Annotated in this window: 16 protein-coding genes; 8 read left to right on the top strand and 8 right to left on the bottom strand. The window is 58.6% G+C overall.

Going from position 1 to position 15,639, the window contains the following annotated elements; genetic code table 11:
- Positions 1-10: 10 nt before the first annotated feature.
- The 8 genes from B9Z39_RS10605 to B9Z39_RS10570 form a co-directional block, all read right to left on the bottom strand.
- Positions 11-1,303 carry a TRAP transporter large permease gene (locus tag B9Z39_RS10605; protein WP_108301703.1) on the bottom strand — a complete coding sequence of 431 codons (1,293 nt, stop codon included), beginning with the start codon at positions 1,301-1,303 and terminating at the stop codon, positions 11-13.
- Entirely contained in the window at positions 1,300-1,812 is a 513-nt protein-coding gene (locus tag B9Z39_RS10600; protein WP_100144125.1) for a TRAP transporter small permease, read from the bottom strand. Before B9Z39_RS10600 ends, B9Z39_RS10605 begins: the two co-directional genes overlap by 4 nt.
- 110 nt (positions 1,813-1,922) lie before the next feature.
- Entirely contained in the window at positions 1,923-2,903 is a 981-nt protein-coding gene (locus B9Z39_RS10595; RefSeq protein WP_100144127.1) for a TRAP transporter substrate-binding protein, read from the bottom strand.
- 43 nt (positions 2,904-2,946) lie between these two features.
- Positions 2,947-3,852, bottom strand: coding sequence for an alpha/beta fold hydrolase (locus B9Z39_RS10590; RefSeq protein ID WP_108301702.1), 906 nt, complete (start codon positions 3,850-3,852; stop codon positions 2,947-2,949).
- A complete protein-coding gene (ltnD, locus tag B9Z39_RS10585) occupies positions 3,849-4,760 on the bottom strand; it encodes an L-threonate dehydrogenase (RefSeq protein ID WP_108301701.1) in 912 nt (303 codons plus the stop codon). Before ltnD ends, B9Z39_RS10590 begins: the two co-directional genes overlap by 4 nt.
- A gap of 71 nt (positions 4,761-4,831) precedes the next feature.
- Positions 4,832-5,605 carry a FadR/GntR family transcriptional regulator gene (locus B9Z39_RS10580; RefSeq protein ID WP_108301700.1) on the bottom strand — a complete coding sequence of 258 codons (774 nt, stop codon included), beginning with the start codon at positions 5,603-5,605 and terminating at the stop codon, positions 4,832-4,834.
- A gap of 5 nt (positions 5,606-5,610) precedes the next feature.
- Positions 5,611-6,981: an MmgE/PrpD family protein gene (locus B9Z39_RS10575; protein ID WP_108301699.1), complete on the bottom strand. Its 1,371-nt coding sequence runs from the start codon at positions 6,979-6,981 to the stop codon at positions 5,611-5,613.
- A 65-nt stretch (positions 6,982-7,046) separates the two neighbouring features.
- Positions 7,047-8,018, bottom strand: coding sequence for a tripartite tricarboxylate transporter substrate binding protein (locus B9Z39_RS10570; RefSeq protein ID WP_108301698.1), 972 nt, complete (start codon positions 8,016-8,018; stop codon positions 7,047-7,049).
- A gap of 209 nt (positions 8,019-8,227) precedes the next feature.
- Here B9Z39_RS10570 and B9Z39_RS10565 point away from each other — a divergent pair, with 209 nt between their 5' ends.
- From B9Z39_RS10565 to B9Z39_RS10530, 8 genes are read left to right on the top strand one after another with little or no spacing between them, the layout of a single operon-like run.
- Entirely contained in the window at positions 8,228-8,983 is a 756-nt protein-coding gene (locus B9Z39_RS10565) for a GntR family transcriptional regulator (protein ID WP_369823276.1), read from the top strand.
- Positions 8,984-9,017: 34 nt separating this feature from the next.
- Positions 9,018-10,184 carry an ABC transporter substrate-binding protein gene (locus tag B9Z39_RS10560; RefSeq protein ID WP_108301697.1) on the top strand — a complete coding sequence of 389 codons (1,167 nt, stop codon included), beginning with the start codon at positions 9,018-9,020 and terminating at the stop codon, positions 10,182-10,184.
- Positions 10,181-11,044, top strand: coding sequence for a branched-chain amino acid ABC transporter permease (locus B9Z39_RS10555; RefSeq protein ID WP_255416821.1), 864 nt, complete (start codon positions 10,181-10,183; stop codon positions 11,042-11,044). The genes B9Z39_RS10560 and B9Z39_RS10555 overlap by 4 nt, the downstream gene beginning before the upstream one ends.
- Complete coding sequence (locus B9Z39_RS10550; RefSeq protein WP_100144141.1) at positions 11,044-12,012, top strand: branched-chain amino acid ABC transporter permease; 969 nt, start codon at positions 11,044-11,046, stop codon at positions 12,010-12,012. The genes B9Z39_RS10555 and B9Z39_RS10550 overlap by 1 nt, the downstream gene beginning before the upstream one ends.
- Positions 12,009-12,776, top strand: coding sequence for an ABC transporter ATP-binding protein (locus tag B9Z39_RS10545; RefSeq protein ID WP_108301696.1), 768 nt, complete (start codon positions 12,009-12,011; stop codon positions 12,774-12,776). The genes B9Z39_RS10550 and B9Z39_RS10545 overlap by 4 nt, the downstream gene beginning before the upstream one ends.
- The gene (locus B9Z39_RS10540) at positions 12,769-13,515 is read left to right on the top strand and encodes an ABC transporter ATP-binding protein (RefSeq protein WP_100144145.1); all 747 of its coding nucleotides are present in this window, start codon (positions 12,769-12,771) and stop codon (positions 13,513-13,515) included. The genes B9Z39_RS10545 and B9Z39_RS10540 overlap by 8 nt, the downstream gene beginning before the upstream one ends.
- Positions 13,516-13,544: 29 nt before the next feature.
- Complete coding sequence (locus tag B9Z39_RS10535) at positions 13,545-14,594, top strand: aromatic ring-hydroxylating dioxygenase subunit alpha (RefSeq protein ID WP_108301695.1); 1,050 nt, start codon at positions 13,545-13,547, stop codon at positions 14,592-14,594.
- Positions 14,591-15,556 carry a PDR/VanB family oxidoreductase gene (locus B9Z39_RS10530; RefSeq protein ID WP_108301694.1) on the top strand — a complete coding sequence of 322 codons (966 nt, stop codon included), beginning with the start codon at positions 14,591-14,593 and terminating at the stop codon, positions 15,554-15,556. Before B9Z39_RS10535 ends, B9Z39_RS10530 begins: the two co-directional genes overlap by 4 nt.
- The last annotated feature ends 83 nt before the right edge of the window (positions 15,557-15,639 follow it).

Genomic DNA, 15,639 nt, shown 5'->3' with positions numbered 1-15,639 from the left:
ACCTCGCGTTTTATTGGAAGCCCATCACATGGGGCAGCCAGTTGCTGAGCGCTGGCACAAAAGTCAGCACCACCAGCACCGCACCGTGGGCCCACAAGAAGGGGGTGAGTTCACGTGTCAAGTCAGACAAAGGCACGCGTGACACGTTGGAGGTGACAAACAGCAAACCGCCCACTGGGGGTGTGATCATGCCCAACGTCAAGTTGTAGATCACCACCATGGCAAAGTGGATCGGGTCGATGCCGACTTTGGCCGCCACAGGGGCCAGGATGGGCACCAGCACCATCACGCCCGGCAGGGGTTCGATGAAGATGCCAAACAGCAGCAAGAACACGTTGATGACGATCAAGAACGTCCAAGCGTTCAGGTGCATATCGGCAATCCAACCGGCCACGATTTGCGGCACACCTTCGATGGTCAGCACCCAGGCGAAGGACGCCGACATGCCAATGATCAACAGCACCGAAGCGGTCAAGAGGGCCGAGCGCGACAAGATGTCAGGCACAGCTTTCCACTCGAGCGTGCGGTAGACGTACTTGCCGCACAAGAGTGCATAGAACACTGCCACCACTGAGGCCTCGGTGGGGGTGAACCAACCGGCACGCATGCCGCCCAAGATGATGACTGGCAGCAAGATGGCGGGCATGGCCTTCCATGTGGTTTGCCACATTTCGCTGCGCGTGGGAAATTCGTTGTCGCCTTTGTAGTTGCGTTGCTTGGAGACATACCAGTTCACTGCACACATGGCCACGGCAATCAACACACCCGGAATCAAACCCGCCACAAACAAGGCGCCGACTGAGACGTTGTCGTCGGCCAAGGCGTAGATGATCATGATGATCGAGGGGGGAATGATGGGACCCACGATGGCGGTGGATGCGGTGAGTGCGGCTGCATAGGCACGGCCATAACCGGCCTTGTCCATCATGCGAATCAGCATGGAGCCTGGGCCTGCGGCGTCGGCCAATGCCGAGCCCGAAATGCCTGAGAAGAAAGTGAGCGAGACCACGTTGGTGTAGCCCAGGCCACCGCGTTTGTGGCCAACGAACTGGCCCGCAAATTTGAGCAGCACCTCGGTGAGCGAGCCGCCGCTCATCAACTCAGCCGCCAAGATGAAGAACGGCACCGCCATGAGTGGGAAGCTGTCGATGCCCGTGAAGGTTTCTTTCAGCAACACAATGAGTGGAAAGTTGCCCGACACCAGCAGTGCGGTGACGGTGGACAGACCCAGGGCAAAAGCCACCGGCACGCCGATGGCCAGGTAGATACAGGCCGAAATGAGGAGGATGACACTGGCATTCATAGGGAGGCACTCGCGGTAGCGTCGAAGTGGGCGTCTGAGGCGAACTGGCGATCGATCACGTAGTCACGCACGATCAACAGCCAGTGGATCAAAGTCATGGCCATGCCAATGGGCAAGGCCGCGTAAATGTAGGCAAACGAAATTTGCGTGGCGGGGGTTTGTTGGTATTGGGTGCGATCCATGTATTCCAGGCCGAACCAGATGCAAAACACAAACAAGCCGGTGAGCAACAAGGCAATCACCACACGCAAGGCGATGGCCAAGGGGCGTGGCAAGCTGTCTTGCAAGTTTTCTACCGCGATGTGACCGCCGTAGCGCAGCACCGGACCGCAGCCAATGAAGGTGAGCCAGATCATCATGTGGCGAGCCACTTCTTCGGCCCACTCAATGGATTGGCTGGTGGTGTAGCGCAGCACCACGTTGGCAAAGATGATGACCGACATCACCGCCAGCATGACGATGAGCATCCATCGGTTGGTGGCTAAAAAATAACGTTCAAAAGTTTTCATGGCAGCGGTGGGTGGGTGCGATTGAAAGGACCATCAAAAAAGCGGGAGGTGAAGTGCCAGGCACTTCGCGCCCCCGCCTGAGCCTTGGACCTCGTGTGAGGCCTGAGGACTTATTTGACGTCTTGGATTTTGCGGATATTGTCTGCGCCAAACTCTTTCGAGTATTCGGCGTACACCGTGCGCAGCGAGTTGCGGAAGGCTGGGCCGTCGACTTTGCGCACCACGGTCATGCCTTCTTTTTCCAGCTGGGCGATGCCGCTGGCTTCGTCGTCATTGACCTTTTTACGCTGGGCAATGGTGGCGCTCTTGGCGGCTGCGTAGAACACTTTTTTGTCGGCATCGCTGAGTTTGTTCATCACGCGCGGCGAGGTGATCAACAAGGCCGGTGAGTACACGTGACCGGTGAGCGACAAATGCTTTTGCACTTGCGAGAACTTGGAAGCCAAGATCACGGGGATGGGGTTTTCTTGACCGTCCACGGTGCCTTGTTGCAGCGCGCCAAACACTTCAGGGAAGGCCATAGGTGTGGGCTGAATGCCAAAGGCACGGTAGCCGTCCATATGGACCTTGTTTTCCATGGTGCGCATCTTCAGGCCCGAGGCATCTTCGGGCTTGACGATGGCGCGCTTGTTGTTGGTCATGTGACGGAAACCGTTCTCGGTCCACGACAGGGCAATCAGGCCTTTGGCGGGGAACTTGGTGAGGATTTCTTGGCCAATGGGACCGTCCAAGGTGTGGCGGGCGTGGTCGTAGTCACGAAACAGAAAGGGGATGTCGACGATCTTGACTTCGGGCACAAAGTTACCAACGGGGCCGGTGGATGTGTTCACAAAATCGAGCGTGCCCAGTTGCACGGCTTCGATCATTTCGCGCTCACCGCCCAAGGCACTGCTGGGGAACTGTTGGCATTTGTAGCGGCCTTGCGTGCCTTTTTCAATTTCGTCGCAAAACACGGTGCTGCCCACGCCATAGTGCGAGGCTTGCGTGGTGGGGTAACCGATTTTCAGCACGGTTTGTGCTTGGACGCCGGTGGCGGCCAGCAGGCCCACGAGCAGGGTGCTCAAGGCAGTTGTTTTGAGTCGAGTGGTCATTCAAAGGTCTCCTGTAGAAATTGTTGGAATTATCGCCAAGCACTCACATGGCATGGCTAGTGGTTTTCGCGTGCGCTTGCAAAAAGTCAAGAATGGCGCGTGCCACGGCATAAGGGGCTTCACGTTGCGGGAAGTGACCCACACCATCGATCACCTGACGTTGGTAGGGGCCGCTGAAGAAATGTTCTTTGCCCGCCGAACCCGCAGGGATGTTGCAACTGTCGGCGCCGCCGTGCAACACCAAGGTGGGCAGTGACAGCACCGGGGCGGGGTTGAGGGCGGCGTCGTCGGCTGCGTACTCGGGGTCGCCCGGGGCATGGCCCCAGCGGTGGCGGTAGGAGTGCAGCACGATCTCGGGCCAGTCGGCGTTGTCAAACGCATCGGCGGTGGCTTCAAACTCTGCCGCCTTGTACCAGCCCTCGGGGGCCCAGGTGTCCCACATCATTTGGGTGAAACGACGGCGCTCATGGTGCACGCTGTCTGCGCCGCGTGGGGTGGCCATGTACCAGTGGTACCAGTAGTTGCGGGCTTGCTCCAGGTTGATCGTTTGGTCTGGGCTGTTGGTGCCATAGCCCACCGACATCATCACCAAATGGCTGGCGATGCCGGGTTCTAGGCCGCAGGCATTGGCCGCAGCACGTGCCCCCCAATCGTGTCCGGCCAGCACGGGTTGTTGCAAATCCAAGGCTTGCACCAGTTCCACCAAGTCACGGCCCAAGGCGGCGAGTTGGCCGGTGCGTGGGGTGTCGGGTTTGAGAAATGTGGTGGGCGAAAAACCGCGCAGCGCAGGCACGATGACGCGGTAGCCTGCGGCGGCCAGCTCGGGCGCCACCTGGGCCCAGCAACGGGTGCTGTCGGGCCAGCCGTGCAGCAAGACGATGGCGTGTTCAGCCTGTGGGTTCCACTCCTCGTAGGCGACGCGCAGCACAGAGGTGTCGACGGTTTTCATGATTTTTGAGGCAACTCAATGCCAGGAAAAATTTTGATCACGGCACTGTCGTCTTCGCGTGCAAAGCCAGCCGTCGAGGCCTGCATGAACATCTGGTGTGCGGTGCTAGAGAGCGGCAGCGGGAATTTGCTGGCACGCGCCATGTCGAGCACCAGGCCTAAGTCTTTGACGAAGATGTCCACCGCAGACAAGGGGGTGTAGTCGCCCGCCAGCACATGGGCCATGCGGTTTTCAAACATCCAGCTATTGCCCGCGCTGTGGGTGATCACCTCGTACAAGGCGTCGGGGGCTACGCCCTCGCGTAAGCCCAGTGCCATGGCTTCGGCGGCGGCGGCTATGTGCACGCCGGCCAACAACTGGTTGATGATTTTGACTTTGCTGCCCGCGCCCGCGCTGTCGCCGAGCTTGTAGACCTTGGCCGCCATGGCGTGCAGTAAGACCTCGCATTTGGCATAGGCCTCAGGTTTTGCGGCGGTCATCATGGTCATCTCGCCGCTGGCAGCTTTGGCCGCACCGCCGGAGATGGGCGCGTCGACATACATCAGGCCAAGTTGTTCCAAGCGCACTTCCATGGCCACCGACCAATTGGGGTCGACGGTGGAGCACATCACAAACACGCTGCCCGGCTTCATGGCGTGCGCACACCCCATGCCGTTGGCGTCTTTGCCAAACAGCACTTCTTCGGTTTGTGCGGCATTGACCACCACCGAGATCACCACATCGCAAGCGGCACCCAACTCGGCCAGCGATTCGCAGGCCACGCCGCCTTCGCGCACAAAGGCCTGGGCCACATCAGGGCGCACGTCGAACACATACAAGGGGTGACCGGCACGACGCAAGGACGCGGCCATGCCACTGCCCATGGCGCCTAGGCCAACAAGACCGACTGTGAGAGCTGTGGTTTGCATGGTGTATTTTTAAAAAATTCGTGTGATTGTCATACAAATTTCAAGCGACCCGGAGGACTCAAAAGAGGGGTTTACCCTGAGGCTTTTTTCACCAATGGCAGGGCCAGTACGCCGCCTTCTTGTGTCCAAAAACTGGGGTCAGCTTGCTGAATGCGTTTGGCTGCATTTTTCATGTGCAGCGTGGCCGCACGCTGCGCTTGTTTGCTGTCACCGTTTTGGATGGCCTGCACAATGGCGTGGTGCTCGTTGCGCACGGCGTTGGCAAAGTCACTGCGGCGTGCTTCGTTGGCGCGCGTCACGCGAGTGCCTTCGCGCAAAAACTGCGACAGGTAGTCGAGCGTGCTGATGAGAAACGGGTTGCCCGCTGCTTTGGCAATGGCGCGGTGAAACTTCACGTCCTCTTCGGCACCGTCGTGGCCACGGGCGACCGCTTTGTCGAGTGAGTCGAGGGCTTTTTGAATCTCGCGCACGTCTTTGTCGGTTCTCTTGGCAGCAGCCAATGCAGCGCATTCGGCTTCCAAGGCTCGGCGTACCTCCACGATTTGAATCACGGCCTCACGCGAGGCCGCGTGCTTGGCATCGAAGTTCAGGGGTTGAAACACCGGGTGTGCGTTGACATAAATACCGCTGCCTTGGAGCGACTCGATGAGGCCAATCGATTTGAGCCGTGACAAGGCTTCGCGCACCACGGTGCGGCTGACCTGAAACTGCTCCACCAATTTGGCTTCGGTGGGCAGTTTGTCACCGGGTTTCAGGTGTCCTTGCTGAATCGCCGCAGCCAACCGTTCTGCGACTTGCACAGACAGACGGTCGGCAGAGGCGATGGGTTTGAACACAGCCGTCACACGCTTCAGCGTGCGGCCAACGCAGCCAAACCACGCAGGTCAGAGGCTTGGCCGAGGTTCCAGCACGCTTGGATCAGCGCATGGGTTTTCTCGGTGCCAATCACGGCGTCGCTCATGCCATGGAATTTGGCTTCCAGGGCTTGGTCGCTCATGGGGCGTTGCACCGAGCCGATGGCGTGTTCGACAAACACATGGACTTTGCGGCCGTCTTTGAGGAAGGCGGTGACGTCGGCGCTTTCTTCGCGGATGCTGTTGTCCACGGTGGCTTGCACTTTGTTGCGCAAGGCCACCACGTCGGCGCGGGTGACGATGTGGTCGTCAAACTCTTCTTCGGCCGCACGACCAAAGATCAAACCGGCGGCACAGCCGTGGTAGACGCTGAACTTGCCTTGCAGGCCGTCTTTGGGTTCTTTCTTGCCCGTGAGTTCGAGCACCAGCGAATGCACGCGCAACTCGATGCGTTCCACGTCGTCGGCGTTGACGCCTTGTTCGCGCAGTTGCACGCAGGCGTCGATGCTGGGGTGGATGACGATGCCGCAGGCAAAGGGCTTGTAGGTGTTGAAGCTGATTTCAAAGCGCTTACCGAGTTCGTGGGTGACTTCGTTCCAGTCGTACTTGGTGGAGACCACTTGGGCCCAGCCACGTGGGGCTTCCAGGGCTTTGGGGCTGGCGGTGAAACCTTGTTTGGCCAGCAGGGCCGACATCAAACCCGCGCGTGCGGCGGCACCAGGGTGGAAGGGTTTGGTCATGGTGCCAAACTGTTCGCGCAAGCCCACGGGCTGCGAAGCCGCAATGCCCAGCGCCATGGCGGTTTGCTCGGTGTTGAGTTTGAGCAAGCGTGCGCAGGCTGCGGCTGAACCCAGCATGCCGGTGGTGCCGGTGATGTGCCAGCCACGGTCGTAGTGTTCGGGGTAGACGGTGTTGCCCATGCGGCAGGCCACGTCGATGCCGAGCACCAAGGCGTCAATCACCTCACGGCCGCTAGAGCCCAGGTGTTCGGCCAGAGGCAGCAGCGCCGAGGCCACGGGGCCAGCGGGGTGGATGATGGTTTTGAGGTGGGTGTCGTCAAAGTCAAAGGTGTGCGAGGTGATGCCGTTGATCAAGGCTGCGCTGCCAATGTCGACCCGTTCTTTGCGGCCAGCAATGCAGGCTTGGGGTGCGGGTTCGAGCATTTGCACGGCGGCCAGTGCAGCGCGTGCGGCGGCGTGGTCGGCGGCACCGACGGCGCAACCGAGCCAGTTCAGAAAAGTGCGATGGGCTTCGTGGTCAACCGCATCGCTCCAGCCTTTGGAGGGATGGGTGGCAACGTAGTTGGCCAAAATTTGGGTGACGGGAGGGGCGTTGTGGTCGGCTGCGACGGTGGTGTTGATGGCCATACAAGTCTGAGTCAGTGGTGGGTGGAAAGGTTAAAAAATCGGGTGAGTGTAAGAGCGCGCGTGAGTCAAGCGTCGAGCATGATGCCGCGTGCTTTGGCCAATGCGCTCCAGCGCGCGATGTCGGCTTTCATATAGGTACCAAAAGCCTCGGGCGACATGGGGATGAGTTCCACCGCTTCGCCAGACAGCTTTTCTTTGAAGTCTGGTTGGGCCAGTACTTTGGCCAAGGCTTCGTTGAGTTGTTTGACAATGGGCGCAGGCATACCTGCTGGGCCGACGATGCCGTACCACTGCTGCGCGTCAAAGCCTTTGAGCCCCGCTTCTTCCATGGTGGGCACGTCTTTGAGTTGTGGGTGGCGTTGGCTGCCTGTGACCGCCAGGGCTCGGATGCGTCCGCCGCGAATATGGGGCAGGGCAGCTGCGAGTCCCGGGAACATGGCCTGGGTTTGGCCTGCAATCAAGTCGGTGGTGGCGGGTGCAATGCCTCGGTAGGGAATGTGCACCATGAACGCGCCAGTTTGCAGTTTGAACAACTCGGCGGTCATGTGGGTGAGCGAACCTGCGCCGGCTGAACCGTAGGAGACACGGCCAGGGTTTTGACGCACGTAGTCGAGAAAGCTTTTGACATCGGTGATGGGCAACGCCGCGTTGATGCACAGCACATTGGGTGTGCTGCCAATCATGCCGATGGGGGTGAAGTCTTTCACCGCGTCATAGGGCAGCTTGCGCGTGGCCGGTGCTGTGCCGTGGGTGCCGACATAGCCCTGCATCAGGGTGTACCCGTCGGCGGGTGATTTGGCCGTCATTTGTGAGGCAATCACACCGCCGCCGCCACCATGGTTGTCGACCAACATGGGTTGTCCCAAAACTTTGCCGAGTCGTTCGCAGACAGCGCGCCCAATCATGTCGGAGCCACCCCCCGCAGCCACTGGCACGATGTAACGGATGGGCTTGTTGGGGTAGGCGCTTTGGGCGTAGCCTGTGCTGGCCAAAGCTATGCCCAGGGGCAGTGCTGTGATGAGTTCGCGTCGTTTCATAACTGTCTCCGTCTTGTTTTTTGAGCGATGCATGGAGTGTGCGTCAACGCCAGGATTCACGCAGTAGCGGCAGTTGCGAAGGTGACATCAGGAGAGGCGCGTCATTGAAAAATTGGATACAAAAATCAGGGGGTTACCCTCAATAAGCCTGTTTCAGCATTCAAAAATGCCCTTGATGTATACAATGCCGCCGCATGAACGGTTTGTCTATGTCAAATTCAGCCTCCGTGTTGGCCCCTCAAGAAGAGGGTGGGTCACAGGCTGTCAAAGTGCAACTCAAGTTGCGCGACATGATTTTGGCGGGCGAATTAGACGCCGGTGCACGCATCACCGAATTGGCGGTGGCCGAACGCTTGGGGGTGTCGCGCACACCCATCCGAGCGGCCCTGATGCGGCTGGAACAAGAGGGTTTGTTGCAGGCATGGCCCAGTGGTGGTTATGCGGTACGCACGTTCTCTGAGCGCGATGCGGCGGATGCCATTGAGTTGCGTGGCGCCATCGAAGGCTTGGCCGCGCAGTGGGCGGCGCAGCGCGGGGCCGATCCTGTGGCGATGTCTCAGGCCCAAGCGTGCTTGGACCAGATCGATGTCGTGCTGGCACCGTCTCAACTGACCGACGAAGGTTTTTCAAATTACGTGCTGCTCAATGGTCGGTTTCACCAAATCTTGGCCGACTTGTGTGGCAGCGAGTTTTTACGGCCCGAGCTTGAGCGGGTGGCGAGCATGCCATTCGCTTCGCCCTCCGGCTTTGTGCTGGCGCAGGCCAACTCACCCCAAGCACGTGACATGTTGATCGTGGCCCAGGACCAGCACCGCCAGGTGCTCGACGCCATTGCGTGCCGCGAAGGCGCGCGGGCTGAGGCCATCATGCGTGAGCATTCCCGCTTGGCACAGCGCAATTTGCGCGATGCCATGCACAGTCCTGATTCGGTGCCCGGTGGTCGATTGATTCGACGCCCGCATTGAGCGTCCCTTTTTTGATATTTAACAGGAGAGCCCCATGCACAAACGTTTTTTCTTGAGCGCCGTGACGGCCGCCGCCATGGTGGCTTGTGTCGGCAGCGCCATGGCACAAGACAAGTTCAAGATTGGCTTGATCTTGCCTATGACCGGGCCGTTTGCTTCGACCGGTAAGCAAATTGAAGCGGCAGCCCGCTTGTACATGGCGCAAAACGGTGACATGGTGGCTGGCAAGAAGGTGGAGTTGATTGTCAAAGACGACACCAGCGCACCGGACGTGACCCGTCGCATTGCGCAAGAGATGGTGGTCAACGACAAGGTGAATGTGTTGGCTGGTTTTGGCCTGACGCCCTTGGCCTTGGCCACAGCGCCGATTGCCACCCAATCGAAAACACCGCTGGTGGTGATGGCTGCTGCCACCTCCAGCATCACCGAAGCGTCGCCTTACATCGTGCGCACCAGCTTCACCGTGCCGCAGGCGGCCGTGGCTTTGGCCGATTGGGCCCCAAGCAACAACATCAAAAAGGTGGTGACCTTGGTGTCGGATTTCGGCCCGGGCATTGACGCCGAGAAGTTTTTCAAAGACCGTCTCACCTTCAACGGTGGCCAAGTGATCGAGACCTTGCGCGTGCCGTTGCGCAACCCTGACTTTGCACCCTTCTTGCAAAAAGTGCGTGACCTCAAGCCCGATGCCTTGTTTGCTTTTGTGCCGTCCGGCGCGGGTTCTGCTTTGATGAAACAGTTCGCCGAGCGCGGCATGGACAAAGCGGGCATCAAGATGATTGGCACCGGCGACATCACCGACGACGACATCTTGAACAGCATGGGCGACGTGGCTTTGGGCGTGGTGACATCACACCACTATTCGGCATCCCACAACTCGCCGTTGAACAAGAAGTTTGTGGCTGCATTTGAAAAGGCCAACAACGGCCTGCGTCCCAACTTCATGGCCGTGGGCGGCTACGACGGCATGCGCGTGATTTACGAAGCTGCGAAAGCTACCAAGGCGGGTTCGGGCGAGGCCTTGCTCAACGCCATGAAGGGGCAAATTTTTGAGAGTCCACGTGGCCCCATGTTCATCGACGCGCAGACCCGCGACGCGGTGCACAACATCTACATCCGCAAGGTGGAGAAGGTCAACGGTCAGCTCTACAACCAAGAGTTCTCGACCCTCAAAGACGTCAAAGACCCAGGAAAAACCAAGTGACCATTCTGTTTGACGGCATCGCCTACGGCATGCTTCTTTTTATTCTGGCGGTGGGCCTGTCGGTGACGATGGGCTTGATGAATTTCATCAACCTCGCGCATGGTGCTTTTGCCATGGCAGGGGGGTACCTGACGGTGGTGCTGATGCAGCACTACGACGTGCCATTTTTGGTGTGTCTGCCGGTGGCTTTTGTGGGCACGGCCTTGTTGGGCGCGGTGTTGGAGCGCACGCTGTACCGCCCTATGTACAGCAAGCCGCACTTGGACCAAGTGTTGTTCTCGATCGGCCTGGCCTTCATGGCCGTGTCCTTGGTGGACTACTTCATCGGTTCACAGCAACAAATCATGCAACTGCCCGAGTGGCTCAAAGGCCGCACCGAGCTGTGGGACGGCGCTTTGGGCATGGGGCATTACCGCCTGTTCATCATTGCGGTGTGCGCGGCGCTGACGCTGGCTTTGCAGTATGTGTTGTCGGCTACGCGTTTTGGCAGTCGCTTGCGCGCCAGTGTGGACGACTCGCGGGTGGCTGCAGGTTTGGGCATCAACGTCAACGTGGTATTTGCTGCCACCTTTGCGGTGGGCTCGGGACTTGCCGGGTTGGGTGGTGCACTTGGCGCTGAGGTGTTGGGTCTGGACCCCACGTTCCCACTCAAGTTCATGGTGTATTTCTTGATCGTGGTGGCCGTGGGTGGCACGTCGTCGATCACGGGGCCGTTGCTGGCCGCGCTGCTGTTGGGCATTGCCGATGTGGCGGGTAAATATTACGTGCCCAAGTTGGGCGCATTCATTGTGTATTCGCTGATGTTGGTGATTCTGATTTGGCGTCCCCAAGGTTTGTTTGTTCGCCAAGGAGGCAAGTGATGACTGCACGTGACTCTTTGTTGAACACCGCACGCTTCAAGGCGTGGGAGCCGTTGTTTTGGGCGCTGGCCTTTGCGGCACCGTGGGCTGTGTCGCAGCACGCCTTGATCGTGAACGAGATTGCCATCGTGGCCTTGTTCGGTGTGTCCCTGGATTTGGTGTTGGGTTATGCCGGCATCGTGTCGTTAGGGCATGCAGCCTTTTTGGGTTTTGGCGCATACACCGCTGCACTGTTTGCCAAGTTGGTGATGCCTGATCCTTTGGTGGGCTTGCTGGTAGGCACTGTGGCTGCGACGGGCTTGGGCGCTTTGTGCTCGATGACGATTTTGCGTGGCAGCGATTTGACGCGTTTGATGGTCACCTTGGGCATGGCCTTGATCTTGTTGGAGCTGGCCAACAAGCTGGACTGGTTGACGGGCGGCGCCGATGGCTTGCAGGGCGTGGTGCTCGGGCCTGTGCTGGGACGTTTTGAGTTCGATTTGATGGGCCAAACCGCCGCTTGGTATTCGCTGACGGTGCTGTTGTTGTTGTTTGTGTTGGCGCGTCGTTTGATTCATTCGCCTTGGGGTGCCACCTTGATGGCGGTGCGCGACAACCGTTTGCGTGCCATGGCGATTGGTATCCACGTGCATGCACGTTTGGCGGTGGTCTACACCGTGGCAGCGGGCATTGCGGGTGCAGCGGGGGCGTTGATGGCACAGACCACGGGCTTTGCCTCGCTGGATGTGTTCTCTTTGGAGCGCTCTGCTGACGTGATGCTGATGTTGGTGATTGGCGGTGTGGGTTGGTTGTACGGAGGTGTGGTGGGTGCGGTGGTGTTCAAGCTCATGCACGACGTGATCTCCAGCATCACGCCGCAGTATTGGACGTTTTGGATCGGCCTGTTCCTGGTGGTCTTGGTGCTGGTGGGGCGTGAGCGTCTGATTCGGCCTTGGACTTGGTTCTCAAAGAAAGGCGGTGCGGCATGAGCACGCAAGAGATCGTCTTGAAGACGGAGGGCTTGGTCAAACGCTTTGGCGGGATCACGGCCACCGACCATGTGAATCTGAGTGTGACCCGTGGTGCACGCCACGCCTTGATCGGGCCGAACGGGGCAGGCAAAACCACCTTGATCAACCTGATGACCGGGGTGTTACCCGCTACGGAAGGGCGTATCACTCTGGAAGGTCAAGACATCACGCATTTGGCACCGCACCAACGTGTGCGACGCGGCATGGTGCGGACGTTTCAAATCAACCAGCTCTTCAACAGCATGACGCCGCTGGAGACTTTGGCCATGGTGGTGTCGCAGCAGCGTGGTTTGGGCAACCGCTGGTGGCAAGTGTTGGGCAGCAACGAGACGGTGGTGGCGCGCTGTGAGGAATTGCTGGCCATGTTCCGCTTGAGTGAGGTGATGAACCAACGCACCGAGCATTTGGCCTACGGCAAGCGCCGTTTGTTGGAGATGGCCATTGCCTTGGCTTGTGAGCCGCGTGTGTTGTTGCTCGACGAGCCCGTGGCGGGTGTGCCCGCAGGCGAGCGCGAAGAACTGCTGCAAACGGTGGCGGCTTTGCCCAGCGATGTGTCGGTGCTGTTGATTGAGCACGACATGGACCTGGTGTTTGGCTTTGCCAACCGCATCACAGTGTTGGTGAATGGTGCGGTGTTGACCGAGGGGACACCGCAAGAAATTGCCAACGATCCGCAAGTCAAGGCGGTGTATTTGGGCCATGGGGAGAGCGCGCATGTCTGATTTGCTGCAAGTCGAAAACCTGAGCGCCGGGTATGGCGAAGCGGTGGTGTTGAACGGTGTGAGCTTTTCTTTGGCCGAGGGTGAAACCTTGGCTTTGCTGGGGCGCAACGGCACGGGCAAAACCACTTTGATGGACACTTTGGCAGGGGCCACGCGTCAGCACGGCGGACGCATTGTGTTGGGCGGCGAAACCTTGAGTGGGATGCCATCGCACCAGCGCGCAGCTGCCGGCATTGGCTGGGTGCCCCAAGAGCGTTGTATTTTCAAATCGCTCACGGTGCACGAAAACTTGACCGCGGTGGTGCGTCCTGGACGTGCGGGCCACAGTGCCAAACCGTGGACACCTGAGCGGGTGTATGAGATGTTTCCGCGCTTGGCTGAACGCAAGACCAATTTGGGCACGCAGTTGTCGGGCGGTGAGCAGCAAATGTTGGCTGTGGGCCGCGCCTTGGTGCTCAACCCGCGCTTGCTGTTGCTGGACGAACCCCTGGAGGGTTTGGCACCGATCATCGTGGAAGAGTTGCTGCGTGCAATTGCGCGTATCACCCGCGAAGAAGGCCTGTCGGCCATCATTGTGGAGCAGCATCCGCAGGCCATCTTGGCCATCAGTCACCGCGCAGTGGTGCTAGACCACGGCAGTGTGGTGCACACCGGCAGCGCCGAGAGTTTGCTGGACGCACCTGAGTTGCTGGACCAATTGCTGGGTGTAGCCCGCGTGGATACAGCGCAGGTTGCCTGATCACTGAAACAAGACACAAGGAGTTGGCGATGTTTTTGAAAAATACTTGGTACGTGGCCTGTTCGGCTGCAGAGATCACGGACAAGCCTTTGGGCCGAAAAATTTGTGGCGAGAGCATGGTGTTCTACCGTGGTGATGGCGGAAAAGCTACCGCGCTGGAAGATTTTTGCCCGCATCGCGGCGCACCTTTGTCTCTGGGGTTTGTGTGTGAAGGCAAGCTGGTGTGCGGCTACCACGGCCTGCAAATGGGCTGTGATGGCAAAACGGTCTCCATGCCTGGGCAACGTGTGCGGGGCTTCCCAGCCATTCGCAGCTTTCCCGTGGTGGAGCGTTATGGTTTTGTCTGGGTCTGGCCTGGTGAGGCGAGTTTGGCCGACGAAAGTCAGATGCCAGTGTTCGAGTTTTTCGACAACCCGGCTTGGGCCTATGGCGGCGGGTTGTATCACATTGGCTGCGACTACCGCTTGATGATCGACAACCTGATGGACTTGACGCACGAGACCTATGTGCACGCCAACAGCATCGGGCAAAAAGAGATTGACGAAGTGCCTTGCACCACCAAAACCGAGGGTGACTTGGTGGTGACCAGCCGTTTCATGGACGGCATTTCTGCGCCCCCTTTTTGGAAGATGGCTTTGCGCGGCAACGACCTGCCCGATGACCAGCCGGTGGACCGTTGGCAGATTTGCCGCTTCTCGCCGCCGAGTCACGTGATGATTGAAGTGGGCGTGGCCTTGGCCGGCAAAGGTGGCTACAACGCGCCGGATGATGTCAAAGCTTCGAGTGTGGTGGTGGACTTCATCACGCCTGAAACCGAAACGTCTATTTGGTACCACTGGGGCATGGCACGCAAATTCAAGCCCAACGATGCGGAGCTGACCGCAACCATTCGCGAAGGCCAAGGCAAAATTTTTGGCGAAGACTTGGAGATGTTGCAGTTGCAACAAAAAAATCTGTTGGCCTATCCGACACGTGAATTGCTCAAACTCAACATTGACGCGGGTGGTGTGCAATCGCGCCGCGTGTTGGACCGTTTGATTGCACAAGAACAAGGTGTGGCTGCCGAAGGTTCCGTATGACCGTTGAAACTTTGACAGTGCGCGTGGCACGCAAGCGCGACGAGGCGGACGGTATTTGTTCTTTGGAATTGCTGCCTGTGGAAGGAGGCGTGTTACCTGCCTTCACGGCGGGCGCGCACATTGATGTGCACTTAGGTTCAGGCTTGGTGCGTCAGTATTCTTTGTGCAACCCACCCAGCGAGACGCAGCGTTACCAAATTGCCGTGCTGCGCGACCCTGCCTCTCGCGGTGGGTCAGAAGCGGTGCATGCACAGGTGAAAGAAGGTCAGCTGCTCGAGATCAGTGCACCCAAGAACCATTTTCCGTTGGCGACCGATGCCAAGAAGCACCTGTTGTTGGCGGGTGGCATTGGCGTGACGCCGCTGATGGCGATGGCCGAACAGCTCTCGAACGACGGTGCTGACTTTGCCTTGCATTACTTTGCGCGTTCAGCCAGCAAGGCTGCATTTGTCGACCGCTTTGCCTCGTCAGCGTTTGCGTCTCGCGTGCACACCCATTGGGACGATGTCCCGCAGGATCCGCCAGTCAGTTTGGCTACCTTGATTGGGGTGCCGCAAGCCGGGCAGCACTTGTATGTGTGTGGACCCAAGGGCTTCATGGATGCGGTGTTGGCCACAGCGCGCGCGCAGTCTTGGCCTGAAGACCAATTGCACTTTGAATTTTTTGGCGGTCAGGTGGTGCATGACGCAACGGATGCCGCATTCACCGTCAAGATTGCCAGTTCAGGCCAAGAAATTCAGGTGGGGGCAGACCAAACCGTGGTTGACGCACTGCACAAAGCAGGCGTCGATGTGCCAATTGCCTGTGAGCAAGGTGTCTGCGGCACTTGTCTGGTTCGGGTGTTGGAGGGTATTCCTGACCACAAAGACCTGTACCTGACCCCTGAGGAGCAAGCAGCCAACGATCAATTCACCCCTTGCTGTTCGCGTTCCAAAACAGCTGTGTTGGTTTTAGATTTGTAAGTCTTTGTTTCTAAAATTTTAAGAAATACTTTCAAAAAGTGCTCTAAGTTATTGTTGTGAATCACTTTTTTTTGCCATATTGA

Source organism: Limnohabitans sp. JirII-29, from assembly GCF_003063395.1.
In the GTDB taxonomy this organism is placed as follows: domain Bacteria; phylum Pseudomonadota; class Gammaproteobacteria; order Burkholderiales; family Burkholderiaceae_C; genus Limnohabitans.
The sequence above is the reverse complement of the archived record's forward strand: the minus strand, read 5'-3'. Positions and strand labels throughout refer to the sequence as shown.